Origin of the sequence: Hydrogenophaga sp., from assembly GCF_051860785.1 — a bacterium.
In the GTDB taxonomy this organism is placed as follows: Bacteria; Pseudomonadota; Gammaproteobacteria; order Burkholderiales; family Burkholderiaceae_C; genus Hydrogenophaga.
Window position 1 is genome coordinate 163,193 of record NZ_JBIMLB010000010.1, and the last position, 24,743, is coordinate 187,935.

A 24,743-nucleotide genomic window follows, 5' to 3' on the forward strand; every position below is an offset into this window, starting at 1 on the left:
GTCATGACAGCTGCAGGACAAACGCTCGTCGTCGAAGGCGACATCATCACCATGGATGCAGCGCGCCCGCGCGCGCAGGCCATGGCCGTGCGCGACGGCCGCATCGTTGCCGTGGGTTCGCCCGACGAGGCCCGCGCGGCGGCCGGACCCGATCATCGGGTGATCCGGTACACCAGCGGCACGGTGGTGCCGGGGCTGATCGACACGCACAACCACATGCAGTGGACCGGCATCCAGACGCGGCTGGTGGACCTCGCCTCAGCGCGTTCGATCGCCGACATCCAGGACGCCATCCGCGCTTACGCGGCACGGCATGTGGATGTGCCCTGGATCACGAGCGGCAGCGGCTGGCATGTGGTGAACCTGAAGGAGCAGCGGTACCCGACGCGCCAGGAACTCGATGCCGCCTGCGCGGACCGGCCGATCTACCTGCCGCGTGTGGGCCATGCAGGCGTGGCCAACACCCTGGCGCTCAAGCTCGCGGGCATCACGGCAGAAACGCCGAATCCTGAAGGCGGAAAAATCGAGCGGGATGCGGCGGGCGAGCCCAACGGCGTGCTGATGGAGCCGCCTGCATTCGAACCGGTGGCCCGACTGGTGCCGCCGCCCTCGATGGGCGACCAGGAAGGCGCGCTGCTCGACATCCAGAAGCGCTACCACGCTGCAGGCCTGACCGGCATCGTGGATCCGGGCGTCACGCCCGAGATGATGACCGTTTACCAGAACCTGTGGGCGCGCAACGAACTCACGATCCGCTCGGTGCTGATGCCCCTGGTGGATTCGAGCCTGCCGGTGGAAGAGAACCTGGCGCGCATCCGCCAGTTCGGCGTGCGCACGGGCTTTGGCGACGCCCGCATGAAGCTGGGCGCGGTCAAGCTGTTCCTGGACGGCGGTGCCTCGCTCGGCACCTCGCTGATGCGTGAGCCCTATCCCGACGAGCGCTGCAACTGCGGCATCCAGGTCACACCCACCGAGAACTTCCGCGCCATCGCCAGGATGTGCGCAACCAGCGGCTGGTCGCTCGGCGTGCACACCGTGGGCGGCAAGGCGATCGATATCGCGCTCGATGTGTTCGAGGAAATCGACCGCGAGATCCCGCTCAAGCCGATGCGCTTCAGCCTGATCCATGCCTACCTGTGGCCCGAGGAGCGCAACATCCGGCAGGCTCAGAAAATGGGCATCACCGTGGCCACGCAGTGTTCCATGCAGTACACGTTCGGCCCGTTGCTGGTGCAGCGCTTCGGCACGGTGCTCATGTCGCTTGCCACACCGGTGCGCAGCTGGCTCGACGGTGGCGTGGTGGTGGGCGGTGGCTCCGATTCCCCCGTGACGCCGTTTGCGCCGCTGCTGGGGCTGTGGCAGGCTCGCACCCGCCGCATCGCAGGCGCCGACGAGCCCGTCGGCAAACTGCAGGCGGTGTCGGGCGAAGAGGCGTTGGCCATGTACACGCGCGACGCGGCCTTCGTCGCGTTTTCCGAGCACGAGCGTGGCGTGCTTCGACCAGGCCTCCTGGCCGACTGGACGGTGCTGTCGGTCGATCCGGTCGAATGCGATCCCGACGCGTTGCAGCATGCGAGCGTGCTGGCCACCGCGGTGGGCGGGGAGGTGGTCCATGAAGCGTAAAACGTCCGGTTACCGCGTCTGGGGCTTCGCGCTCGTCGCGGCGCTGCTCCTGCTCTGGGAAGTCTCGGCGCGCGGCTGGGTGTCCAGCCCGAACTGGCCACCGGTGACGCAGATCGTGATGGCGGGCAAGAATGCGATCGCCTCTGGCGAACTGCCTCAGGTGTTCCTCTCCAGCCTGGGCCGCATGCTGGCCGGATTCGCGGCTGGCGCGCTGCTGGGCGTTGCCGTGGGCCTGTGCATGGGCCGCTTCCGCTTCGTCAACGCCGCGCTCGACATGCTGGTTGAGCTGGTCCGGCCAATTCCCATTCCCGCGATCGTGCCGCCGCTGATCCTGCTGCTGGGTATTGATACCGCGATGAAGGTCTTCGTGGTCGCGTTCGCCACGTTTTTCCCGGTGCTGGTGAACACCATCTCCGGCGTGCGTTCGGTGGACAGGACCGCGCTGGACGTCGCGCGCACGTTCCAGGTGTCCTCCAGCCGCACGCTGTTGCAGGTGGTGTTGCCCGCGAGCATGCCCTACATCATGGTGGGTCTGCGAACGAGCCTGGCGCTGGCGCTGATCGTGACGGTGATCGCAGAAATGATCGCAGGCTCCGAAGGCATCGGCTACTACATCATGACCATGCAGTTCGCCATGCGGGCGGATGAAATGTACGCGGCCATCCTGATGCTGGCCATCGTCGGCTACCTGCTCAACCAGGGCATCGTGCGCATCGAGAAGAGCGTGCTGCACTGGTTCCAGCGCGCCCCCACCTGAAGAAGGTCCACGCGATGAATCTCACCTGGCAGATCGGTGACGCCTCCGTCACTCGCATCGAGGAGCAGCTGGGCCCGGGAAGCTTTCCGCCCGAGGAGTATTTCAAAGGTTTCGATCGCGCGGTGCTTCATCGAAACTTGGACTGGCTCGTTCCGCACCACTATGTGCCCGAAACAGACCAGCTGGTGACCAGCGTGCATTCATGGCTGGTGCGCACGAAGCACCACACCATCCTGGTCGACGCCTGCTCGGGCAACCACAAGGACCGCCACTTCTGGCCGCGCTTTCACATGCTCCAGACGCCCTACCTGGAGCGGTTGGCGCAGGCGGGTGTGACGCCGGAGCAGGTGGACTTCGTGATGTGCACGCACCTGCATGCAGACCACATCGGCTGGAACACGCAGTTGCTCGACGGCCGCTGGGTGCCGACGTTCCCGAACGCGCGCTACGTGTTCTCCCAGAAAGAGTGCGACCACTGGGATCCGGTGAAGAACCCGGCGTCGGCCGACGACCCGCATCGGCGCATTGCTTACCGCGACAGCGTGCTGCCCGTGATCGAAGCGGGACTGGCCGAGATGGTCACTGGCCCGCATGCGATCGACGACAACCTGCTGATCGAGAACGCACCGGGCCACACGCCGGGCCACATTCTGCTGAAGTTGCTGCACGCCGCCAGCGGTGGTGGCGTGTTCTGCGGCGACGTGATCCATCACCCGTTGCAGATCTATGCGCCCGATTGGGTGATGTGCTTCTGCGAGGATCCTGCGCAATCGCGCAAGACGCGTCGATCGGTGCTTGAGCATTGCGCAGACACCGGCGCCCTGCTGCTGCCCACGCACTTCGGTACTCCCCACGTGACGGCTATCGATCGCGCAGGCGATGCCTTTGCCGCGCGCTGGGTGGGGCCGAACGCCTGACGGCCCTTCAGTCATTCCCCTCTTCGTAGAACCCCTCGAGTGCCGCCTGGTAGCGGCGCAGCGTGGGCAGGAACGCGGCCATCGCGGGTTCGTGCGTCGCCAATTGCGCCGTCAGCGCTGCCTGCAAGGCCGCCTCGTCGATGCCGGTGACGCGGCCCGCCTCCACCACCGTGCGGCCAGCCACCACCAGCGTGTGCACGCACGAACGCGTCGCGCGCGCATGCAGCAGCGTGGTGACATCGGTCAGGGTGCCACGGCCATGGTCGCCCATGGTGTCCTTCAGGTCGAGCAGCAGCAGATCGGCCGGACTGCCCGGCGCGATCTCGCCGGCGCCCGCGCTCCCTGCTGCCACCGCGCCGTGACAGCAGGCCGCCTCGAGCACCGCCTCGCGTGGCACGCCGGCTTCGAAGCCGGTTCCGCCGTGCAGCAAGCGCAACAGTCGCATCTCACGCAGCAGGTCATCGTCGTCGTCGATCGCAAGCGCATCGAGGCCGACCGCGAACTTCAGGCCAGCCTCACGAATGTGCCGCAGTGGCGCAATGCCCGATCGAAGCCGCAGGTTGGAGCTGGTGTTGATCGAGACGACCACGCCTTGGTCCGCGAGCTGCCTGCACTCGTCGGGGCGCAGCCAGGTGCCGTGCGCGACCGTCAGCCGAGGTGACGAAAGACCCACCCGCTCCAGGTGATGGACGATGCCGCCCGGGTAGGTTCGATCCGCCCAGGCGCGCTGGTAGCGCGACTCGAGCAGGTGCATGTGGACGCGGCGGCCATTCGCCCGGGACGCCTGGGCCACGCGCGCCAGCAACGCATCCGAGCACCATTCGACGCCGACAGGACCGTACTGGACCTGAAACGTCGGCGATTCGCACGTGGCCGCGATCTCATCGACCACGGCGACTTGTTCCTCGATGGAGGCGAGCGGGCGCAGCCAGCGCGCGCGGATCGCGTCGGCGTCCACAGCACCGAGCCTTTGCAGGATCGGCTCGTCGGGCCCGTAGCCGAGGCGGTGCCGGTCCCGCAGTGGAACGACGAAAGCGATGCGCAGGCCCACGTCGCGTGCGGCACGGCTGACTGCCTCTGCTTCGCGGACCAGCGTGCGCGGGTCGCGCGACAGGTGGCAGTGCACCGCACAACCGATGCCGCTGCGTGCCATCCGGGCAAACGCGGTTGCGGCCACCAGGTAGGGATCGAGCGGCGCCAGCGTGTAGGTTGCGGGTACCCAGGCTTCCACGGGGGCGTCCTGCGCGCCGTAGGCCAGCGTCTTGACGCCGCGCCCGTGGTCGTGGGCGTTGGCCAGCGGCGGCATGAGCAGCATGGCACCGCCGGCACCCGCGGCGCGGCGCTCGATGCCGGTGATGCCGGACGTGTCGAAGTGGACGTCGACCGCGCCATCGACGGCCGTGGCTCGAGCGGACGGCAGCAGCCAGTCCGCTCGCAACGCCGATCCCGCCTTACTTGAAGCCAATCTTCAGGTCCGCACGTTTGATCTCTGGCGGGAAGATCACGACCGGGTTGCTGCCTTGGTTCTGCAGCAGCGGTGGCTTGAGCGAAGAGATCTGTCCGGTGGGGCCGAACTTCACCGGACCCCAGAACGTCATCGTGTCGGTCGCTGCGATCGCGTCGCGCACCTTGGCCTTGTCGACGCCGCCCACCTTCTCCATGGCCAGCTGCAGGATCACGCCGCAGGCGGCGGAGCCGGCACCGGCGTACTCCGGCGGTTCACCGAACTTTGCCTCATACAGCTTGCCGAAGTTCGAGGCAGAACCGAAGACATCTCGCGATGTGTAGCCGGTGGCGACGTCCCACCACGCGAAGGTGGTCACACCATCGGCCAGCGGTCCCACCGCGTTGATGAAGTTGCGGTCTGCCGCGCCGACCGCCATCGTCAGCAGCTTGCCGCTCACACCCTGCTCGGCCATCTGCTTGCGCCCGAGGATCAGGTCGTTGGTGTAGCCGGCGAAGAACACCCAGTCCGGGCGCGTGCTGCGCATCTTGGTGAGCGCGGCGCTGAAGTCCACCGTCCCGATGGCGTATTTCTCGTTGTAGACGACCTCGATGCCGCGCGAGTTGGCCGACTTCTGGAGCTCGTCGGCAATGGCGGTGGGGAACAGGTCGTTGCGCGCCAGGATCGCCAGTTTCTTGATCGTGGGCTGGGTTTTCGCCACCAGCTCGGCGACCGGCTCGGTGAGCGACTGGTTTGGCGAGTACACGCCGAACAGGTATTTGAAGCCCTGGTCGTAGACCTGCTCGGACGCCGCATTGGGCGCGATCATCGGCACGCCGTACTTCTCGGTCACGGCGCTGGCGGCCTTCACCGCGCCGGAGCCGAACGGGCCGAACAGGAAATCCACCTTGTCCTGCGTGATCAGGCGCTCCACCGACTGCACGGCGCGCGGCGTGTTGGACTGGTAGTCGACGTACACCATCTCGACCTTGTAGGTGTCGCCGCCGGCCTTGATGCCCCCGGCGGCGTTCACGGTGTCGGCCCAGAGCTGGTAGCCATTGCGCTGTCGGATGCCTTCGGGTGAGAGCGGACCGGTGAGCGGCAGCGCGGCGCCGATCTTCACCACCTTGTCGGCGGCGAATGCGACACCGGGCAGCAGGGTCACCGACGAGGCGAGCGAGACCAGAATGGAACGGCGGAGCGAATCGTGTGTCATGGCGGTGGGGTCCTTTGCAAATGGGCGACGTGGTGATCGTGTGCGTCAGGCAATGCCCATGTAGGCCTGTCGCACGGCGGGGTTGCGGGAGAGTTCGGCGGTCGGGCCAAGCAGCGAGACGCGGCCGGTGTCGAGCACCACGCCCCGGGAGGCGAGTTCGAAGGCCGTGGCCACGTCCTGCTCGACGAGCAGAACGGCCACGCCCTCCAGCGAGATCTGTGCGATGACCTCGCCGAGCTTTTCCACCACCTGCGGCGCGAGGCCGAGCGAGAGCTCGTCGATCATCAGCAGCCTGGGGCGGCCCATCATGCCGCGGGCGATGGCGCACATCTGCTGTTCACCGCCCGACAGCGTGCCGGCCTGCTGCTTCGCGCGCGCGGCCAGGATGGGGAACATCGCGTTCATCTTCTCGATGTCGCGCTCGATCTCCGCCTTGTCGGTGCGCAGGTAGGCGCCCATGCGCAGGTTGTCGGCCACGCTCATCGGGCCGAACAGGCGGCGGCCTTCCGGCACATGGGCAATGCCGGCGGTCAAAAACTCGCGCGGCGCTGCACCGGCGAGGGCGCGGCCATCGAAGTGGATGGAACCGCGCTGCGTGGCCAGCAACCCTGAGAGCGTGCGCAGCAGCGTGCTCTTGCCGGCGCCATTGGAGCCGACCAGGCACACGATCTCGCCTGGAGCGACATCGAAGGCAATGTCGTGCAGCACGGTGATGTCGCCGTAGCCGGAGACCAGTGAAGCGACCTTCAGCAGGGGCTCAGACATGCGCGGCTCCATAACGCTGCGCGAACTTGTCGCCCAGGTAGGCCTTGATCACGCGCTCGTCGCGCACCACCTCGCCCGGGGAGGCATCGGCGATCAGTTCGCCGTGGTGCAGGACCACGACGCGGCTGCACAGCGTCATCACCACCTTGAGCAGGTGCTCGATGATCAGCACGGTGATGCCGCGCGCCGCAATGGTGCGGATCAGCTCCAGTGCCTGGTCCACCTCGGCCGTGTTCAGGCCGGCGTTCACCTCGTCGAGCATCAGCAGCCGCGGGTTCATGGCCAGACTCTTGGCCAGTTCAAGGCGCTTGCGTTGCGCCAGCGTGAGTTCTGCAGCCGGACGGTCGGCCAGCGGATGCAGGCCGGTGAAGCGGAGGTGCTCGAATGCGGCCTCGCGCGCCTGCGCCATCGACCGGATGCCCGATCCGAACAGGGAGCCGGCCATCGCGTTCTCGATGACGGTCATGGCCGGGAAGGGCTGGACGACCTGGAAAGTGCGCGCGATCCCGCGCGTCGCGATCTGATGGGGTTTCAGGCCATGGATCGGCACGCCCTCGTGCAGGATCTCGCCGGACGAGGCCGGGTGCACCCCGGTGATCACGTTTACCAGCGTCGTCTTGCCGGCCCCGTTCGGGCCGATGACGCCGATCACCTCGCCGCGCGCCAGTGTGATCGACACGTCGCGGATTGCGTGCACACCGCCGAACGAGCGCGCCACGTTGCGCAACTCCAGCAGCGGCGGCATCATGCGCGCCTCCGCAGCAGGTTGCGCCAGCTGAACGTGGTCAATCCCATCGGAAGGAACAGGATCAGCAGGATGATCAGCACGCCCAGGATGCCGGTGTGCAGGGTCAGGAAGTTGCGCCACACCAGCTCGTCGAGCGCGAGAAAGGCGACGGCGCCGAGCACCGGGCCCAGCAGCGTTCCGGCGCCGCCGAGCAGCACCATCACGATGGCCTTGATCGAGAACATGATGTCGAACACGTCGGCCGGTTCGATGTAGGCAGTCCACGATGCATAGACCGCTCCCGCCGCAGCCGTGAAGGCCGCCGACAGCGTGAACGCCAGCGACTTGAACAAGGTGGTGTTGACGCCGACCATGCTGGCCGCATCCTCGTTCTGCTTGATGCACCGCAGCCCGAAGCCCAGCCGGCGCACCGCCACCGCGTGCATCACAAGCCACGTGAGAACAGCCAGCGCCAGCATGGCGTGGAAGTAGTGGCGCGCGCCCTGGTCGGGCGACATGGCGGTGGGCAGGTTGATGCCCATGCCGCCGCCGGTCAGTGACACCCAGCCATTGACGATTTCCCGCAGCAGTTCCACCACCACCAGCGTCGCGATGGCGAACGCGTGGCCGCGCAGTCGCAGAACGGCCAGACCGAGCAGGAGGGCGATCACGGCGCTGACGAGGGCGGCGAACACCCAGGCGGCGATGGCTGGCATGCCGTTCGACTGCGCAATGGCTCCGGCGTACGCGCCGAGGCCAAAAAAGGCGGCGGTGGCGAACGAAGGGTAGCCGGCGAAACCACCGATGAAGTTCCACGCCATGGCGAGCGTCATGTACATCAGCATCGTGGTCGCCACGCGCAGCAGGTAGTTGTCGGCCAGGGTGGGGAGCAGCGCGAGCAGCACCACCACGGGAACCAGGAGGATCAAGGGTCGCGCTGTCATACCAGTGCCTTGTTGCCCATGAGGCCTTGAGGGCGCACGACGAGGAACGCGAGCAAGAGCGTGAACGCGAGGATCAGCGCGTTCTCGGGGCCGAGCAGCACGCCGCCGAAGCTCTCGATCAGTCCCAGCGCCATGCCACCCGCGACCGCTCCGCCGATGCTGCCGACGCCGCCCAGCACGCAGACCACGAAGGCCTTGCCCAGGAACAGATGACCGCTCAGGGGCGAGATGGGGAACACCACGCTCAGGAGGCTGCCCGTCGCGCCAGCCATCATCGCGCCGATGGCGAACGTCAGTGCGTAGGTCCGCGCCACGTCCACGCCCATCAGGGCTGCCGCCTCGCGATCGGTGCGCACGGCGACGATCGCCCGCCCCATCCGCGTCGCCTTCAATGTCAGGACCACCGCGAAGATCATCACCAGCGACAGCGCCATCGCGGCGGCGCGGTCGAGCGACAGGAAGATGCCACCGATGTCGGCGTTGCCCAGCGGGTTCTGCAGCACGACTTTCCGGAAGTCGGCCGTGAATGCCAGAAGCATCGCGTTGTTGGCGATCAGTTCCAGCCCGAACGTGAGCGTCAGCGTGATCAACACCGACTTCATGACCACCCGATTGATCAGCGTTGCCTGCAGGAAATAGCCGATGGCGCCGGTGATCAGGCCGGCGGCGACCGCCGACACGAAGGGGTGGATGCCCCACCATTGGTGGGCGAAGAACGCGACGTAGGCGCCCAGCACGATGAATGCGCCGTGCAGGATGTTGATGATGTTGAGCACGCCCCAGACCAGTGAGAAGCCCGCGGCGATGCAGGCATACAGACCGCCGAGCAGCAGGCCATTCACCAGTGACTGCATCCAGATCATGCGACGCGCTCCTGGTGGCGGGCGCGCTGCAGCGCGGCGCCCGCGCGGGCGGTGGCACGTGCGGTGAGTTCGGCCTCATCGGCCATCAGCAACTTGCGATCTCGCACGGCGAATTCGCCGCCAGCGATCACATCGCGCACATCGCGGCTGGTGCAGGCGAACACCAGGGTGGCGACGACGTCGAAGGTGGGCGCGCAGAACACGTTGGCGAGATCCACGCAGATCACGTCGGCGCGCTTGCCCGCCTCCAGCGAGCCGATCTCCTGCTCCAGACCGAGCAGGCGCGCAGATTCGATGGTCGCCATGTCGAGCGCGCGCTGCATCGGCATCGCGTCTGCCCCTCCGCCCCGGGTGCGCGCCAGGCTGATCATCGTCTTCATTGCTTCGAAGATGTCCTGGCCGCCCGCGCTGGCCATGCCGTTGGTGGCCACGGCCGACGGATGGCCGTTGTGGATCACCTTGAGCACCGGTGGCTCGCCGGTGCCGATCGTCGTGCCGGAGATCGGGTCCAGGATCACGCGGGTGCCGGTGCGCGCGATCACCTCGAACTCGTCGTCGGTGAGGGTCGCGCAGCCGAGCAACTGCACGTCCGGGCCCAGGCAATGGCCGTCCTGCAGCACCTGGATGTTGGAGCGGTGACCAAAGGCCTTTTCGATCATCACGGGGTAGTCGACGGATTCGGCCGTGTGCAGGTGGATCGGGACACCGTACTCGTCCGCCAGCCGGCGCGTCATCCGGAAGCCCTCGATCGACAGACCCCACGGCAGGTTCGGTGACAGCTCGATGCGGATGCGCCCGTCCGCGCTGCCGTGGAACTCCTCGATGAGCGCACGCATCGACCTCTCGATCGTCGGCAGGTCCTCGACGTACTCGGGACTGACGAGCTGGCTCGTGTAGGCCCGTGCCATCACATACTGCAGCTTGTAGCGCTCGGCCAGTCGCAGCGCGTCGCGGTAGCGGTGTTCACTCCCCGCGGGCAGCGCCATCGCATCGACGACGCAGGTGTTGCCGGATTTGAGGTTCAGTGCCAGGCCGACCTCGATGCACGTGTGGAAGTCCTCGTCGTCGAACTGTGAGATCAGGTTCTTCTGCGTGCCGAGCCACTGGATCAGCCCCTCGCCGAACGAGAGGCTGCGTCCGAACGACGCGTACAGATGCGTGTGCGCATTGATGAGGCCTGGCAGGACCGCGCAGCCCGTGGCATCGAGCGTCTCGAAGCCTGCGGGCACGGGCGCGCCCGCGGGCAGCACCGAAGCGATCCGGCCGTTCTCCACGAGCACGGTGCCGCCTTGATGGATGTCGCGCGCGGCGTTCTGTGTCACGACGCTGCCGTTCGTGATGGCGAGTCTTGTCATGGGTTTTTCCTTAAAGCGGCGGCGGCGTGAAACCGAGATGACCCTGTTCCAGCAGGCGCGCCAGCGCGATGCAGGTGAGGTCCCCGTACTGGCGGCCGACGATCTGCACCCCGATCGGCAGCCCCGCCTGCGAGAACGCGGCCGGCGCGGCGGTTGCCGGCAGGTAGGGGATGCCAACCATGCCGGCCCAGAACATCTGGGTGGAAAGGGGTTGCGAGCGGCCGTTGACTTCGATGCTGCGTTCCAGCATCGAACCGCTGTGGTCATGCCGGAAGGCGGGGGTCGCGGCGGGCGGACAGATCAGCACATCCCAATCCGAGAAAAATCGCTCCCAGGCCTGCTGCATCGCGTAGCGCCGCATGTTCGCCTGCAGCCATTCGCGGTGCGTGGCGGTGAGCCCGCGCGCGAACCGCGCGACATCGCCGTCGTCGGCGGGATCGAGCGCGGCGCGCCTTTGCAGCCATTGTTCGTATTCCGCCTGCGGCACCCGGCCCGAGGTGGTGGCCCGGAAAAACAGGTGCACGTCGCGTGCGAGCTGCGTGAAATCGATATCTGGTCGAGCGTCCCATGACACCTTCGCCCCCTGCGAGGCGAGAAAGCGAGCGACGCCGTCCACTGCATTGCGGACCTCCTCGTCCACCTCGGCCTCGGGCGAGTCGAGCATGACGGCCACGCGGAAGTCGCCGATGCGCTGGTGCGGGCAGGCCGGCAGTTCGAGCTTCCACGCGCGGGCATCGGCGCCGTCTGGTCCGGCAGTCAGCCGCAGTCCAAGCTCCAGGTCGACGGCGCTGCGCGCCATGGGACCGGGAACGGAAACGTCGGTGCGTGGCCCTGGCGAAATCCAGTGGCCGGCCGGCGAGATCACGCCCCACGTCGGCTTGTGTGCGTAGATGCCGCAATAGTGAGCCGGCACGCGCAGCGAACCACCGATGTCGCTGCCCCACTCCAGACCGGTGAGGCCCGCGGCCAGCGCGGCGGCCGAGCCACCCGACGAGCCGCCACAGGTGTGGGCCGTGTTCCACGGGTTGGCCGTCGTGCCGTACACCTCGTTGTGGCTCTGGTAGTCGGCCAGCAGCAGCGCGATGTTCGTCTTGCCGAACACGATGGCACCCGCGGCTTCGAGGCGACGCACCGACTCTGCGGTGGACGCCGCGATGTTGTTCCGGTTGGCGGGAGCGCCCCAGGTCGTGGGCAGACCAGCGACGTCGAACGACTCCTTGACCGTGATCGGAACACCATGCAGTGGCCCCAGGTCTTCGCCCCGGGCCAGCGCTTCGTCGGCCGCGCTGGCAGCGGCCCGGGCGCGCTCGAAATCGCGCACGACAACGGCGTTCAGGGCGACGTCATGTTGCGCGATGCGATCCAGGTAGATGTCGAGCAGCTCCCGACTGCCGATCTGGCGCTCTCGCAGTTGTCGGGCAAGCGTTGTCGCGGATGCGTAGGCGATGTCCATATGCGCAGACGGACCTCAATCCCGCGAGGCGCCGGTGGCCTTCACCACCTTCGCCCATTTGTCGATCTCCCCGCGGACGAATTGCCGCGTTGCATCCGGTGTACGGGCATCGACCACCAGCCCCAGTTCGGCAAAGTGCGCCTGGATGTCCGGCAGACGCAGCGCCTGCGTGATCTCCGCGTGCAGCCGGTTGACCACCGGCGCCGGCGTGCCAGCGGGCGCGAACAGCGCGTGCCAGCTGATCGCTTCGAAGTCGGGGAACCCGGACTCGGCGATGGTCGGCACCTCCGGCAGCAGCGAGTGGCGCTGCCTGGACGTCACGGCCAGCGCATGCAGCCGGCCCGCCTTGATCATCGGCAGCACCTGCATCAGGTCCGCGAAGATGCTGTCCACCTGTTCGGCGACGACAGCCTGCAGCGCCGGCCCGCTGCCCTGGTAGGGCACGTGCAGAAGCTGTGCATTGCCTGCCAGGCCGAGCATGGCACCCGCGAGGTGCGGCGTGGTGCCTTTGCCGGGCGAAGAGAAACTCAAGGCTTCTGGTTTGGTGCGTGCGGCGGCGACATAGCCCGCCACCGAATCGGCAGCCAGCCCCGGGCGTTTCACAAGCACCAGCGGCGCTGTGACGATCAGTGCCACGGGTGCGAAGTCCTCGGCAGGACTGAACGGCAGCTTGCTGTAGACGGACGCGCTGATCGCGTTGGTGCCAGTGACGCCCATCAGCACGGTGTGGCCGTCCGGGTTCGCCTTGGCCACATGGTTCGCAGCGATCGTGCCGGCAGCACCTGCCCGGTTCTCCACCACCACCGGCTGGCCCAGCGACTGGGTCAGCTTGTCCGCGAGCTTGCGCGAGAGCGTATCGGTGGCGCCACCAGGCGGAAACGGGACAACGAGCGTGATGGGACGGGTGGGCCAGGCCTGCGCATGGGCAGGTGCCGCAAACGGGGCGAGGGCAAGCCCTGCAAGCGCCAGCAGACTCTCGCGGCGGGAGGAGGATGTTGGCTGTTTCATAGGATGACGATCATTAAATCGATTATTGACTTTGTAATCGATGAGATTAAAGTCATATCCCACAGCCGTCAAGAGTTGCCGCCGCACGGCGGCGACAACTTCCTCGGTGAAGAGCGCACGCGATGGGGCGCCTGTCGGACGCAATCCCCCGGGGAAAAACTCAGCGCAGCAAAGACAGCAGTTGAGTGGACTCGACGACCGACCCGAAATTCATCCGAACCGTCGACAGCGTCCCCGCGTGCCCGGCCTGGTTTCCACTGCCCACGCAGTCCTCGGCCACCACGATGTGATACCCCAGGAAGAAACCGTGTCTGAGCGTTGAATCGACGCACACATTGGTGGCCACGCCCGTCATCAGCAGTGTGCGGATGCCACGGGCCTGCAGCTGCTCATGCAGGACCGTTTCATGGAAGCCGCTGAAGGTGTGCTTCGTGACCACGAGGTCGCTGCCCTCGGGCTGGATGCGGAACCAGTCCGCGCCCCACGTGCCCTCCATGCAGCATCCTTCGCCTTCCCTTTTGGCGATGTGTGCCGGTGCGAGGTGCTTGAAGTCGTAGACCGAGCGCAGCCACGCCACGGCAGCTCCCGACTGCCGCGCCACGCGGGCAAGTCGCTCGATCCGCTCGGCGATGCGCTCGTTCTCGTCGACACGGATCGAGCCATTCGAGCTCGCGGCGCGTGTGCGCTGCAGGTAACCGCCTTCTGCGCAGAAGTCGTTCTGCATGTCGACGATCACCAGCGCGGTGTGCGCCGGCCGGACCTGTTCTTCCAGTGTGCGAAGCAACCCGGTCATTTGTCCGGCATCACCGTGCCGCACTTCTTGCAGGTGCGCGCATCCATGTTGGTCCAGAAGCGGTCGTACGCCCGCGAAACGGGATCCGCACCGTAGTCATGCACGACGAACTGCTCCTCGTGCAGGAAGTTGTCGCACTGCGGGCAGTACCAGTGGAAGCGGTCGACCTCGCCGGGGCGGCGCTTGCGCTCGATGACGAGCTGGAAGGCGTCTGGTCCAAAGCGGGGCGAATGAGGCACCATGGGTTTCTGGTACAGGCACGAACCCTCCGGGACGTGCGAAATGTTCACCTTGCCTTCTGGCGTGCGCCAGTGCAGATGCAGGTCGCCCTTGAGCGAATACTGCATCTCGAACGTGGGGTTCAGATGGAACTCGCTTCGGTACTCCCGGCCACGCGCGATGAACGCGAGACAGTCGTCATCCTGCCAGAGTGGCCAGGTGCGCCGCTCTGTGGTGTTGCGAAGATAGTCCATGACCTCCTCGAAATCGATCTGCGGCATCATCTGGTGCAGCGTGGGGAAGAGCGGCATGTTCATGGTTGGGCTCCTTCTTGAGAGTGTGGTGGACAATTTTCAGGGATACGGCGGCGGCTCGAAGCCGCGGAAACCTTGTTCCAGCATGCGCGCAAGGGCAATGCAGGTGAGGTCTGCATACTGCCGGCCGATGATCTGCACGCCAATCGGCAGTCCCTCGCGCGATCGGCCTGCTGGTGCGACCGTTGCCGGGAGGTAGGAGATGCCGGCGAGCCCGGCCCAGAAGACCTGGTCGATCGAGGGCAGCAGTCGGCCATTGACCAGCACCCGTCGCTCGTGGCGCGGTTGACTGTGGTCGTGCTTGAAGGCGACTGTCGACGCCGCAGGGCAGATCAGCACATCCCAGTCGGCGAAGAAATGCTCCCACGCTTTCTGCATGTGATAGCGGCGCATGTGGGCTTGCAGCCAGTCGCGGTGCGTTGCCGCAATGCCTCGGGCAAAGCGCGCGGGATACCGGTCATCAGAAGCATCGAGCTCAGCGCGCTCATGCTGGAAACGCTCATAGTCGGCCTCGGGCATGCGGCCTGAAGTCGTGGCGCGAATCAGCAGCGTGGCATCGCGTGCGACCGTCTTGAAGTCGATGTCCGGCCGCGCATCGCGCGAAACCTTCGCGCCTTCCCCTTCGAGAAATCGAGCAACGGCATCGACGGCGTTCTTGATCTCGTCGTCCACTTCGGCCTCGCTGGCGTCCAGCAGCACGGCCACCCGGAAGCCGCGCATGCCTGCGTGCGGGCAGGGTGGCAGTTGGAGGTGGTATGCGCGCGCCTCGGCGCTGTCGGTGCCGGCAGTGACCGCCAGACCGAGTTCGAGGTCGGCCGCACTGCGCCCCATCGGCCCGACGACAGAGATGTCGGTGCGCGGACCCGGCGTGATCCAGTGACCCGCAGGTGGCACCACACCCCAGGTTGGCTTGTGCGCGTAAATGCCGCAGAAGTGGGCAGGAATCCTCAGCGATCCGCCGATGTCGCTGCCGTATTCGAGGCCGACAAGGCCCGCGGCCAATGCCGCAGCGGATCCTCCCGAAGAGCCACCCGGCGTGCGCGACAGATCCCAGGGGTTGCTGGTCGTTCCATGGATCTCGTTGAAGCTCTGCCAGTCCGCCAGCATCAGCGGCACGTTGGTCTTGCCGAAGATCACGGCGCCTGCGGCCTTCAGGCGGCGCACGGCCTCGGCGTCATTCGCTGCGATGTTGCTGCGTTGCGCGGTATGTCCCCAGGTGGTGGGCAGGCCGGCCACGTCGAACGACTCTTTCACCGTCATCGGCAATCCGTGCAGCGGGCCCTGCAACTGGCCGCGCACCAGCGCCGCGTCGGCTTCGTCGGCCGCTGCACGGGCACGTTCGAAATCCCGCACGACAAGGGCATTGAGCCGGCCGTCGAAGGACTCGACGCGCTTGATGTACATCTCCAGCAACTCGCGGCTGCCATAGCGGCGCTCGCGCATGCCCTGCACGAGATCGATGGCGGAGGCGTAGGCGAGATCCATCACTCGGATCCATGGACCCAGTGGCCGCCCACCATCGTGGCCTGGCAGGTCAGGTCGCGCAACGCATCGCCCTGCGCCTCCAGTGGATCCCCTGACAACACGGCGATGTCGGCGTGCTGGCCCGGCATGAGACGGCCCTTTTCGTTTTCCTCGAACGTCAGGTAGGCGCCGCCCTGTGTGACGAGTCGCAGCGCGGTTTCGTTGGAGACTTTTCCGCCTTCGCCCATCACCCGCCCGGTGGTGCGCTCCCGCCGTGTGGTCATCGACCACATGCAGAAGAGTGGGTTGTATGGGACCGCATCTGTGCCTGCAGCAACAGGGACGCCCAGCGCCGAGAGCTGCTTTGCGGGCGAGAGGTGATCCATTTCCTGTTCGCTGAAATTGAGGAATGGTGTGCCGTGTTTCCACACATACTGCGCCGGGATCAGCGTCGTTGCAACGCCGATCCGCTTCAGCGTGGCCAGGTCTTGTGGGGTGGAGCGGCTGATGTGTTCCAGCACCCAGCGGCGCTCGCCGATGGGAAATCGCTGGGCCACGCGTTCCATGATCGGTGCGACCTTCGCCAGCTTGTCGGACACGATGGTGTGCACGCGCAGATCGTGCTCGCCCGCAAGCATGCACAGTGCCTCGAACTCCTCGCTGGAGTTCGCCTGCTGCACATAGCCCGACCAGCCCATGTACGCGAGGTCGCGCTGCTGGATGCGAGCCACGCAGGGATCGCCTCCGTGAGCGATGAACAGCCCGGAGACCCGGAACACTGCATCGCCCATTCCCCGGCCGCGCATCGTCGGCATCCAGTCGCGCATGGCGATTGCGGCATCCTCCAGGGACCGCCAGCGGGGGCTCAGCACCATCGACGTCCGCATGGTGAGGTCGCCACGCTCCCACATCTCGCGGTAGGCCGCAATCACCTCGGGCGCGCTGCCATGACCTTCGTAGATGCTCGTGGTGCCGACGCTGTGATAGAGCCGCATGGCCTGGCGGATGCCCTCGCAGCGCTGCTCGTAGGTGAAGCGTGGCACGGCAGGAAGCAGTTCTGCTTCGAGCGTGTTGACGTAGCTTTTCTCAAGAAAGGTGCCGAGCGGCTCGCCGCGCTCGTCCTTCTCGATGACGGTATTCGGATTGGTGGGCACGGTGTCGCGCGTGATGCCGTTGAGCTGCATCGCGAGCGAGTTCATGGCCGAATGGCACGGTGGCTGGCCCCAGTAACCGCCCGGCGCCGGGATGTAGACCGGGTGGTCGGGTGCGGCGGCATCCAGTTCGTACCGGTTGGGCAGGCGACCTTCGGCCAGCGTGCCCGGTGCATCGAAATGGTAGGGCGGCGCGCCGACAGGCATCGTCACGATCCATTCACCCTTGGGTGTGTGCTGCGCCAGCAGGCGGATCGTGTCCTGCAGGTCGGCAATGCTGCGCGCGCCCTCGATCGTAGGTCGAAGCTGGCGCGTGCCGAGCGTATCCATGTGCGCGTGTGCGTCATTGAAGCCGGGGATCAGCGTGGCGCCCGGGAAGTCGCGCACACTGGTCAGCGGCCCGCGCAGCTCCAGCATCGCCTCGCGAGTGCCGGTGGCCAGGATCCGGCCTTTCGAAATGGCGATGGCCTCGGCGCGCGAACAGGCGTTGTCCAGCGTGACAACGTTTCCCAGCAGGATGTGCTCGGCGTACTGGCGATTCACTTCTCGCCCACCTTCTTCACCACCTCGTCCCAGTAGCCCAGGTCGCGCTTGACGATTCCCCCGAACTCCGCAGGACCAAGACCCGTGGGCGTGAGCGACATTTCCTTGAGCTTGCTGGTGACGTCCGGCGCCTTGAGCACGTTGGCGATGTCGGCGGCCAGCTTGTCCACCGTGACCTTGGGCGTTCCAGCGGGCGCGAACATGCCGAACCAGCCCACCACGTCGAGGCTCTGGAAGCCGAGTTCCCTGAAGTTCGGTACGCCCGGCAGCAGCGGCGAGCGCGGACCTGCGACAGCGAGGGCGCGCAGCGTGCCCGCCGCGATGTGGGGCCCGGCCGTGGCGATGGTGGCGAAGCCGGAGGAAACGTGGCCTGCAATGATGTCGTTGACCAGCCCGGCGTCGCCCTTGAATGCGACATGCGCCATGTCGAGACCTGCGGCGTCGTTGAAGGTGGCACCCATGAGGTGCAGCGTCTGGTTCACACCACCCGAGCCGAAGGAATGCTTCTTCGGTTCGCTTTTCACAAGGGCAATGAACGCCTGAAGATTCTGCACAGGCAGCCTGGGATTGACCACGAACACCACCGGCGCGAGCGTCATGTGCATGACGGGCTCGAAATCCTTGACCGGGTCGTAAGGTGCGGTTGCCGCACCCGCGCCGACGACGTTCTGGATGAGCGCCGAATTCGTCAGCAGCAGGGTGTGACCGTCGGGTGGAGATGACTTCACGCGCTGCGCACCGATCATGCCGCCGGCACCGGCGCGGTTGTCCACCAGCACAGGCTGGCCCCACTCGGCAGAGAGCTTTTGCCCCGCAATGCGGGCCAGGGCATCCATCGAGCCGCCGGCAGGGAAGGGCACGACGATGGTGACGGGCTTGCTGGGGAAACCCGGTTGTGCAAGAGCGCCCGATCCCAATCCCGCCGCGAGCAGCAGAACGGCGCTGGTGCGCCAAAAAAATGAAGGAGAAAAGAGAGAGGACATGGGCTTCGGAACCTCCAGGGGATGGCTGAAACTGTGCTGTGCCGCGCCACCCAGTCTAATCGATTATTTAAAACTGATCGATTTAATTGACCGTATTGGGAGGAAAGCCCGCATCGCGAAAACCGCTCGAAGCGCGGCAACCTGCCTGTGTGTGCCACCTGGCTTTCATCGCCCGGCTGCGAAGCAGCGCGTGCTACACTTTCGGCTCATTCGAGCTCAGCGCGCTGCCCGCGCACCTTCGTTTCCCGACAGTCCATCACCATGGCCCTTGCTGCTTCGATCCACGTCGCAAATTGGTGGCGCTTCCATTAGGAAGCGGCACGTCATCGCGGGATTGAACCGCGCAGCCTGCCGTCGTACCGGCAGGGCGGATTCGGCAAAAAGCTCTTCGGCACGGCGGCTCCCAACACCAGGAGATTGCCCGATGTCCCCAGAAACCCCCAGCAGAAGTGAAGTCCCGCGCGGTGTGACCGCGTGGTCCGTGTCATTGCCTGTCGCAAATTGCTTGCACGAAGAGTCAGGAGATTTCCATGTCTAGGTTGCTGATGATCGACAACTACGACTCGTTCACCTACAACATCGTGCAGTATCTCGGCGAACTCGGCGCCGAGGTGACGGTGTTGCGCAACGACGAGGTATCCGTTGAAGAGTTGCAGCAGCAGTTCGACGAGGGCCGGATGGATCGACTGGTCATCTCGCCTGGTCCATGTTCACCCGCCGAGGCCGGCATTTCCGTAGCCGCCATCCAGCACTTTGCCGGGAAGCTTCCCATCCTCGGGGTCTGTCTCGGGCATCAGAGCATTGGCGCTGCGTTCGGCGGCAAGATCGTTCGCGCCAGAGAGTTGATGCACGGCAAGACCTCGCAGATCACGACCACGCGCGCTGGCGTGTTTGCCCACCTGCCCGAACAGTTCACGGTCAACCGCTACCACTCGCTGGCCATCGAGCGGGCGAGTTGTCCGGACTGCCTGGAAGTCACAGCCTGGACGGAAGACGGCGAGATCATGGGTGTCAGGCACAAGTCTCTCGCCATCGAAGGCGTGCAGTTCCACCCCGAGAGCATCCTCACCGAGCATGGCCACGCCATGCTCAAGAACTTTCTGGAGCAAAGATCATGAACCCCCACACTCCACCGCTGCGCGGGTCGTTGCCCCCCGAGGGGGCTGACCCGGCTTGGGGCGGCCCGGCGCCGGATCGCAAGAAGACCGTGGACCTGCGCAGCGACACCGTCACGCAACCCACGCCCGCGATGCGCGAAGCCATGATGGCCGCGCCCCTGGGCGATGATGTGTTTGGCGACGACCCGAGCGTGCACGCGCTGCAGGCGCGCATCGCAGCCATCACCGGCAAGGAAGCCGCGCTCTTCATGGCCAGTGGCACCCAGAGCAACCTCTGCGCCATGCTTTCGCACTGCGAGCGCGGCGACGAATACATCGTGGGCCAGAACGCCCACACCTACCGCTACGAAGGCGGCGGCGCGGCGGTGCTGGGCAGCATCCAGCCGCAACCGCTGGCGCAGAACGCCAGCGGGCAGATGGCACTGGCCGACATCGCTGCCGCCATCAAGCCCGACGATGCGCACTTTGCGCGCACGCGCCTGCTCTGCCTGGAGAACACCTGGAACGGCCATCCTATGCCGGCCGACTACCTCGATCAGGCCACGGCGCTGGCGCGCGAACACGGCCTGGCCGTGCACCTGGACGGCGCGCGCGTGTTCAATGCGGCGGTGGCTGCTGGGGGAGACCCTTACGTGGCCGTGCGCGCCATCGTCGATCGTTTCGACAGCGTCTCGGTGTGTTTCAGCAAGGGCCTGGGTGCACCCGTGGGCTCGGCGCTCTGTGGATCGAGCGAGCTGATCCGGCGCGCGTTGCGCTGGCGCAAGATGCTCGGTGGCGGGCTGCGCCAGTCGGGCCTGCTCGCGGCGGCGGCACACCATGCACTGGACCACCACGTGACCCGCCTCGCCGACGACCACGCGCTCGCGCAGCACCTGGCGCAGGGGCTGGCCGGTATCGAAGGCTTGAGCGTGCGGTCCGCCCAGACCAACATCGTCTTTGTGGACGTGGCGAACGGACGCGGCCCCGATCTGCTGACGCATCTGGAGCGCGACGGCGTACTCGCCACCGGCTTGATCGGGCTTCGCTTCGTCACGCACCTGGATGTGGACCGTGCGGGGATCGACCGTGCCATTGGCAGCGTGCGAAGCTTCTTCGCACAGGGCGCCACGGCCAGCGCTGCGCGCCCGGCCGGTTCATCGGTCTATTGAGCCGGGAGCTTCGCATGCCCGATCTGCCGCAACTTCTGCTCTTCATCGCGGCCGGCTGGCTGCTCAACCTCACGCCAGGTCCGGACGTGCTCTACATCGTGTCGAACGCGCTCAGAAGCGGTGCGCGCGCCGGCATCGTCGCCGCCCTGGGCATCGTCAGCGGGTGCTTTGTGCATGTGTTCGCCGCTGCGGTCGGGGTGAGCGCGCTGCTGGCCACCTCTGCCACCGCGTTCACGGTGCTCAAGTGGATTGGCGCGGGCTACCTGTTGTGGATGGGCGTGCGCATGCTGATGGCGAAGGCGCCTCCGCTGGTGATCCATGCCACGGGCACTGCCCGCGAGGTGGACCTGTGGCGCGTGTTTCGCCGGGGGTTTCTCACCAACGTGCTCAACCCCAAGGTGGCGCTGTTCTTCCTGGCTTTCGTGCCGCAGTTCATCGCACCCGATGCGGCCAACAAGGCGCTGGTCTTCCTGCTGCTCGGATTGATCTTCAACCTCAATTCTCTGCCCATCAACTTTGGATACGCCTGGGCTGCGGCCTGGTTTGCGCGCCGTGTGGAGGTGGTGCAGCGCGGCATGCGCTGGCTCGATCGCGCTGCTGGCGCACTCTTCATCGGCTTCGGCGTGAAGCTGGCCATGACCGACAATCCCGCCCAGCCTTGATACACGATGCAAGACACGGAGACACCCATGCCTCACACGCAAGCCCAGGTCCACAAGATCACGCCGCAGGAAGCCCTGCAGCGCACCATCGAGCACCGCGAGATCTTCCACGACGAGATGCTGCACCTCATGCGTCTGATCATGAGCGGCGAGATGTCGCAGGTCATGATGGCAGCCTTCATCACCGGTTTGCGGGTGAAGAAGGAAACCATCGGCGAGATCACGGCAGCCGCGCAGGTGATGCGCGAGTTCTCCACCAAGGTGCATGTGGCCGACAAGACGCATCTGGTCGACATCGTGGGCACCGGTGGTGACGGCTCGCACACCTTCAACATCTCCACCTGCTCCATGTTCGTGGCCGCCGCCGCGGGCGCGCGCGTGAGCAAGCACGGCGGGCGCAGTGTTTCCAGCAAGAGTGGCAGCGCCGACGTGCTCGAGAGTCTGGGCGTGAACATCAACCTTTCCCCTGAAGCCATTGCGCGCTGCATCGAGCAGGTCGGTGTGGGCTTCATGTTCGCGCCTAATCACCACCCCGCGATGAAGAACGTGGCGCCGGTGCGCCGCGAACTCGGCATCAAGACGATCTTCAACATCCTGGGGCCGCTGACCAACCCGGCCTCCGCACCCAACATCCTCATGGGGGTGTTCCACCCCGACCTGGTCGGTATCCAGGTGCGTGCGCTGCAGCGCCTGGGGGCCGAGCACGCCGTGGTGGTGTACGGCCGCGACGGCATGGACGAGGTCTCGCTCGGGGCCGCCACGCTGGTGGGCGAACTCCGGAACGGTGAGATATCGGAATATGAGATCCACCCCGAGGATTTCGGCATCACGATGGCCAGCAGCCGCGCGCTGCGCGTGGAGACGCCCGAGGCCTCGCGGCAGATGCTCATGGGCGTGCTGGAAAGCAGCGACGACCCGGCTTTCAAGGCGGCCAGTGAAATCGTGGCACTCAACGCCGGCGTGGCGCTGTATGCGGCCAACGTGGTGTCTGACATGGGGGCTGGCATCGCGCTCGCGCGCCGCACGCTGGCGTCTGGCGCGGCGCGGGCCAAGCTCGAACAACTCAAGGCCTTCGTGGCCTGACCGGAACCTTCCCATGAGCGACATCCTGCAGAAGATCGTGGCCGTCAAGCACGAGGAGATCGCTGCCGCGCAGCGCAAGAAGCCGCTGGACGTGGTGCGCTTCGACGCCGAGAGCCGGGTGCTCACGCGCGACTTCGAAGGCGCGCTGCGCAAGAAGATCGCCGCCGGCCGGGCCGCCGTGATCGCCGAGGTGAAAAAGGCCAGTCCGAGCAAGGGCGTGCTGCGTGAAGAGTTCATTCCGGCCGACATCGCGCAGAGCTACGCCGAAGGCGATGGCGCGGTCAGCGCGGCCTGCCTCTCGGTGCTCACCGACCGCCAGTTCTTCCAGGGCAGCGCCGATTTCCTCAAGCAGGCCCGAGCCAGTTGCGACCTGCCGGTGTTGCGCAAGGACTTCATGGTCGATCCTTACCAGGTCTATGAAGCCCGGGTCATGGGCGCCGACGCCATCCTGCTCATCGCTGCCTGCCTGGACGACGCCCGCATGGCCGAGCTCGAGGCGCTGGCGATCGACCTGAACATGGCGGTGCTGGTGGAGGTGCACGATCGCGCCGAGCTGCAGCGTGCCCTGAAGCTCAAGACGCCGCTGGTGGGCATCAACAACCGCAATCTGCGCACCTTCGAGGTGACGTTGCAGACGACGCTGGAGATGCTGCCCGAGGTGCCCGCCAATCGCCTGCTGATCACCGAATCCGGCATCCTGGGCCGCGACGACGTGCAGACCATGCGCGCCGCCGGCGTCAACGCGTTTCTGGTGGGCGAAGCCTTCATGCGCGCGCCCGAGCCCGGCCTGGCACTGGCCGAGTTGTTTGCCTGAGGGCCGCGGCGTTGCAAGCCGATCTGGACGGCATGGAGGGCGGGCCTGCGAGCCTTCGCTCGGCAGCACCTGCGGATTGGCCCGTCCATGCCGGCTGGTCGGATCTGGTGGCCTCGTTCTGGGAAAGCCCCCAGGGGCAGTCGCTGGTCCACTATCTGGAGGACCGTCTGCAGGCGGGCGCCGTGATCTACCCGCCCCGGCCCCTTCGGGCACTGGAGCTCACCCCGCTCGAGGACGTTCGGGTGGTGATCCTGGGTCAGGACCCGTATCACGGTCCGGGTCAGGCCGAAGGGTTGGCGTTCTCGGTGGCGCCGGGTGTGCGGGTGCCCCCCAGCCTGCGAAACATGTTTTTAGAAATTCAGCGCGATCTGGGTACCCCGCCTCCGGCCCACGGCTCCCTGGTGCGCTGGGCGGAGCAGGGCGTGTTGCTGCTCAACACCAGCCTGACCGTGGAGGCAGAAAAGCCTGCCAGCCATGCGATGCGAGGTTGGGAAGTGCTTACTGACGATTTAATCCGCCGGTGTGCCGAGTCCGGGCCGCCGAAGGTGTTTCTGCTCTGGGGCGCCCACGCACAGAAGAAAGCATCGCTGATCGACCCCGCTCACCACCAGGTGTTGACCGCCAACCATCCCTCTCCGCTTTCCGCCCGCCGCGGGCCCGTGCCATTCATCGGCTGTGGCCACTTCCGCCAAGCCAACGAGTGGCTCGAAAGCCAGGGCTTCGAGCCGGTGCGTTGGTGAGCCCGCGGGGATCAGGGGTGCTGGAGCAATGCCCGAAATCCATGGCATAATCGCGGGCTGCGCTATGGAGGGGTGGCCGAGTGGTTAAAGGCAGCAGACTGTAAATCTGCCCGCTTATGCGTACGCTGGTTCGAATCCAGCCTCCTCCACCAGCGATCGATGAGATGTGATAGCGATGGGAAGTCGCGCCCGGATGGGTCGGTGCCGTGTGGTGCTGGTTTGTTCAGGCGGGAGTAGTTCAATGGTAGAACCCCAGCCTTCCAAGCTGATGACGCGGGTTCGATTCCCGTCTCCCGCTCCATGTCTGTTGATGGCCGGGCTTGCCTGGTTCGATGAGTGAAGTGAAGTTTCAAAGGCATTCGGCTTGTCGGGTGCCTTGGCCCTTGTGGCTCAGTGGTAGAGCACTCCCTTGGTAAGGGAGAGGTCGCGGGTCCGATTCCCGCCAAGGGCACCAGTTATTCGCATTTGTTCTGGTGTTTCGGCAGTTTTGATTTTGGAGCTGAAAAATGGCAAAAGAGAAATTTGAGCGGACCAAGCCGCACGTGAACGTGGGCACGATTGGTCACGTTGACCATGGCAAGACGACGCTGACGGCGGCGATCACGACGGTGCTGGCGGCCAAGTTCGGTGGCGCAGCCA

Annotated in this window: 24 protein-coding genes and 3 tRNA genes; 13 read left to right on the forward strand and 14 right to left on the reverse strand. The window is 66.1% G+C overall.

All coding sequences use genetic code 11. From position 1 onward, the window contains the following. Positions 1 to 3 precede the first annotated feature (3 nt). Genes ACTIF6_RS14995 through ACTIF6_RS15005 form a run of 3 tightly spaced genes read left to right on the forward strand, consistent with a single transcriptional unit; the run spans position 4 to position 3,297 of the window. Positions 4 to 1,623 (forward strand): amidohydrolase, encoded by a 1,620-nt coding sequence (locus tag ACTIF6_RS14995; protein WP_439588722.1) that lies wholly within the window; start codon positions 4 to 6, stop codon positions 1,621 to 1,623. Next, a complete protein-coding gene (locus tag ACTIF6_RS15000; RefSeq protein ID WP_439588723.1) occupies positions 1,613 to 2,380 on the forward strand; it encodes an ABC transporter permease in 768 nt (255 codons plus the stop codon). Before ACTIF6_RS14995 ends, ACTIF6_RS15000 begins: the two co-directional genes overlap by 11 nt. Positions 2,381 to 2,394: 14 nt before the next feature. Further along, positions 2,395 to 3,297, forward strand: coding sequence for an MBL fold metallo-hydrolase (locus tag ACTIF6_RS15005; protein WP_439588724.1), 903 nt, complete (start codon positions 2,395 to 2,397; stop codon positions 3,295 to 3,297). A gap of 7 nt (positions 3,298 to 3,304) precedes the next feature. On the opposite strand, the gene ACTIF6_RS15010 is transcribed toward ACTIF6_RS15005, so the two are convergent. The 14 genes from ACTIF6_RS15010 to ACTIF6_RS15075 form a co-directional block, all read right to left on the reverse strand. After that, positions 3,305 to 4,762: an amidohydrolase family protein gene (locus tag ACTIF6_RS15010; protein ID WP_439588725.1), complete on the reverse strand. Its 1,458-nt coding sequence runs from the start codon at positions 4,760 to 4,762 to the stop codon at positions 3,305 to 3,307. Next, positions 4,749 to 5,957: an amino acid ABC transporter substrate-binding protein gene (locus tag ACTIF6_RS15015; protein WP_439588726.1), complete on the reverse strand. Its 1,209-nt coding sequence runs from the start codon at positions 5,955 to 5,957 to the stop codon at positions 4,749 to 4,751. The genes ACTIF6_RS15010 and ACTIF6_RS15015 overlap by 14 nt, the downstream gene beginning before the upstream one ends. Positions 5,958 to 6,002: 45 nt before the next feature. After that, positions 6,003 to 6,722, reverse strand: coding sequence for an ABC transporter ATP-binding protein (locus tag ACTIF6_RS15020; RefSeq protein ID WP_439588727.1), 720 nt, complete (start codon positions 6,720 to 6,722; stop codon positions 6,003 to 6,005). After that, positions 6,715 to 7,470 carry an ABC transporter ATP-binding protein gene (locus ACTIF6_RS15025; RefSeq protein WP_439588728.1) on the reverse strand — a complete coding sequence of 252 codons (756 nt, stop codon included), beginning with the start codon at positions 7,468 to 7,470 and terminating at the stop codon, positions 6,715 to 6,717. The genes ACTIF6_RS15020 and ACTIF6_RS15025 overlap by 8 nt, the downstream gene beginning before the upstream one ends. Next, positions 7,467 to 8,393 (reverse strand): branched-chain amino acid ABC transporter permease, encoded by a 927-nt coding sequence (locus tag ACTIF6_RS15030; RefSeq protein WP_439588729.1) that lies wholly within the window; start codon positions 8,391 to 8,393, stop codon positions 7,467 to 7,469. The genes ACTIF6_RS15025 and ACTIF6_RS15030 overlap by 4 nt, the downstream gene beginning before the upstream one ends. Next, positions 8,390 to 9,235 carry a branched-chain amino acid ABC transporter permease gene (locus ACTIF6_RS15035; RefSeq protein WP_439588730.1) on the reverse strand — a complete coding sequence of 282 codons (846 nt, stop codon included), beginning with the start codon at positions 9,233 to 9,235 and terminating at the stop codon, positions 8,390 to 8,392. Before ACTIF6_RS15035 ends, ACTIF6_RS15030 begins: the two co-directional genes overlap by 4 nt. A 17-nt stretch (positions 9,236 to 9,252) precedes the next feature. Further along, a complete protein-coding gene (locus ACTIF6_RS15040; RefSeq protein ID WP_439588731.1) occupies positions 9,253 to 10,611 on the reverse strand; it encodes an amidohydrolase family protein in 1,359 nt (452 codons plus the stop codon). Positions 10,612 to 10,621: 10 nt separating this feature from the next. Then, on the reverse strand, positions 10,622 to 12,064 hold the full coding sequence (locus tag ACTIF6_RS15045; protein ID WP_439588732.1) for an amidase: 1,443 nt from the start codon (positions 12,062 to 12,064) through the stop codon (positions 10,622 to 10,624). 15 nt (positions 12,065 to 12,079) lie between these two features. Then, the gene (locus ACTIF6_RS15050; protein WP_439588733.1) at positions 12,080 to 13,072 is read right to left on the reverse strand and encodes a tripartite tricarboxylate transporter substrate binding protein; all 993 of its coding nucleotides are present in this window, start codon (positions 13,070 to 13,072) and stop codon (positions 12,080 to 12,082) included. Positions 13,073 to 13,232: 160 nt separating this feature from the next. Continuing rightward, entirely contained in the window at positions 13,233 to 13,865 is a 633-nt protein-coding gene (locus ACTIF6_RS15055) for a cysteine hydrolase family protein (RefSeq protein WP_439588734.1), read from the reverse strand. Next, positions 13,862 to 14,401, reverse strand: a complete 540-nt coding sequence (locus ACTIF6_RS15060) for a 3-hydroxyanthranilate 3,4-dioxygenase (RefSeq protein WP_439588735.1) — start codon at positions 14,399 to 14,401, stop codon at positions 13,862 to 13,864. The genes ACTIF6_RS15055 and ACTIF6_RS15060 overlap by 4 nt, the downstream gene beginning before the upstream one ends. A 36-nt stretch (positions 14,402 to 14,437) precedes the next feature. Next, a complete protein-coding gene (locus ACTIF6_RS15065; protein WP_439588736.1) occupies positions 14,438 to 15,883 on the reverse strand; it encodes an amidase in 1,446 nt (481 codons plus the stop codon). Next, positions 15,883 to 17,556, reverse strand: a complete 1,674-nt coding sequence (locus ACTIF6_RS15070; RefSeq protein WP_439588737.1) for an amidohydrolase — start codon at positions 17,554 to 17,556, stop codon at positions 15,883 to 15,885. The genes ACTIF6_RS15065 and ACTIF6_RS15070 overlap by 1 nt, the downstream gene beginning before the upstream one ends. After that, positions 17,553 to 18,539, reverse strand: a complete 987-nt coding sequence (locus ACTIF6_RS15075) for a Bug family tripartite tricarboxylate transporter substrate binding protein (protein WP_439588738.1) — start codon at positions 18,537 to 18,539, stop codon at positions 17,553 to 17,555. Before ACTIF6_RS15075 ends, ACTIF6_RS15070 begins: the two co-directional genes overlap by 4 nt. Positions 18,540 to 19,069: 530 nt before the next feature. On the opposite strand from ACTIF6_RS15075, the gene ACTIF6_RS15080 reads away from it, so the two are divergent. The 10 genes from ACTIF6_RS15080 to ACTIF6_RS15125 all read left to right on the forward strand — a co-directional run. Further along, a complete protein-coding gene (locus ACTIF6_RS15080) occupies positions 19,070 to 19,657 on the forward strand; it encodes an anthranilate synthase component II (RefSeq protein WP_439588739.1) in 588 nt (195 codons plus the stop codon). A gap of 131 nt (positions 19,658 to 19,788) precedes the next feature. Next, positions 19,789 to 20,805 (forward strand): low-specificity L-threonine aldolase, encoded by a 1,017-nt coding sequence (gene ltaE, locus ACTIF6_RS15085; protein WP_439588748.1) that lies wholly within the window; start codon positions 19,789 to 19,791, stop codon positions 20,803 to 20,805. Positions 20,806 to 20,819: 14 nt separating this feature from the next. Further along, positions 20,820 to 21,467 carry a LysE family translocator gene (locus tag ACTIF6_RS15090; RefSeq protein WP_439588740.1) on the forward strand — a complete coding sequence of 216 codons (648 nt, stop codon included), beginning with the start codon at positions 20,820 to 20,822 and terminating at the stop codon, positions 21,465 to 21,467. Positions 21,468 to 21,494: 27 nt separating this feature from the next. Continuing rightward, the gene (trpD, locus tag ACTIF6_RS15095; protein WP_439588741.1) at positions 21,495 to 22,550 is read left to right on the forward strand and encodes an anthranilate phosphoribosyltransferase; all 1,056 of its coding nucleotides are present in this window, start codon (positions 21,495 to 21,497) and stop codon (positions 22,548 to 22,550) included. A 13-nt stretch (positions 22,551 to 22,563) separates the two neighbouring features. Beyond that, entirely contained in the window at positions 22,564 to 23,364 is an 801-nt protein-coding gene (gene trpC / locus ACTIF6_RS15100) for an indole-3-glycerol phosphate synthase TrpC (RefSeq protein ID WP_439588742.1), read from the forward strand. A gap of 32 nt (positions 23,365 to 23,396) precedes the next feature. Continuing rightward, the gene (locus tag ACTIF6_RS15105; RefSeq protein ID WP_439588749.1) at positions 23,397 to 24,104 is read left to right on the forward strand and encodes a uracil-DNA glycosylase; all 708 of its coding nucleotides are present in this window, start codon (positions 23,397 to 23,399) and stop codon (positions 24,102 to 24,104) included. Between the two features lie 66 nt (positions 24,105 to 24,170). Further along, positions 24,171 to 24,256 (forward strand) — tRNA-Tyr (locus ACTIF6_RS15110). 75 nt (positions 24,257 to 24,331) lie between these two features. After that, positions 24,332 to 24,405: transfer RNA gene (locus ACTIF6_RS15115), tRNA-Gly, on the forward strand. Between the two features lie 78 nt (positions 24,406 to 24,483). Then, positions 24,484 to 24,558: transfer RNA gene (locus ACTIF6_RS15120), tRNA-Thr, on the forward strand. 52 nt (positions 24,559 to 24,610) lie between these two features. Continuing rightward, a partial coding sequence (locus tag ACTIF6_RS15125; protein ID WP_308329836.1) for a GTP-binding protein occupies positions 24,611 to 24,743 on the forward strand: 133 nt, incomplete at its 3' end.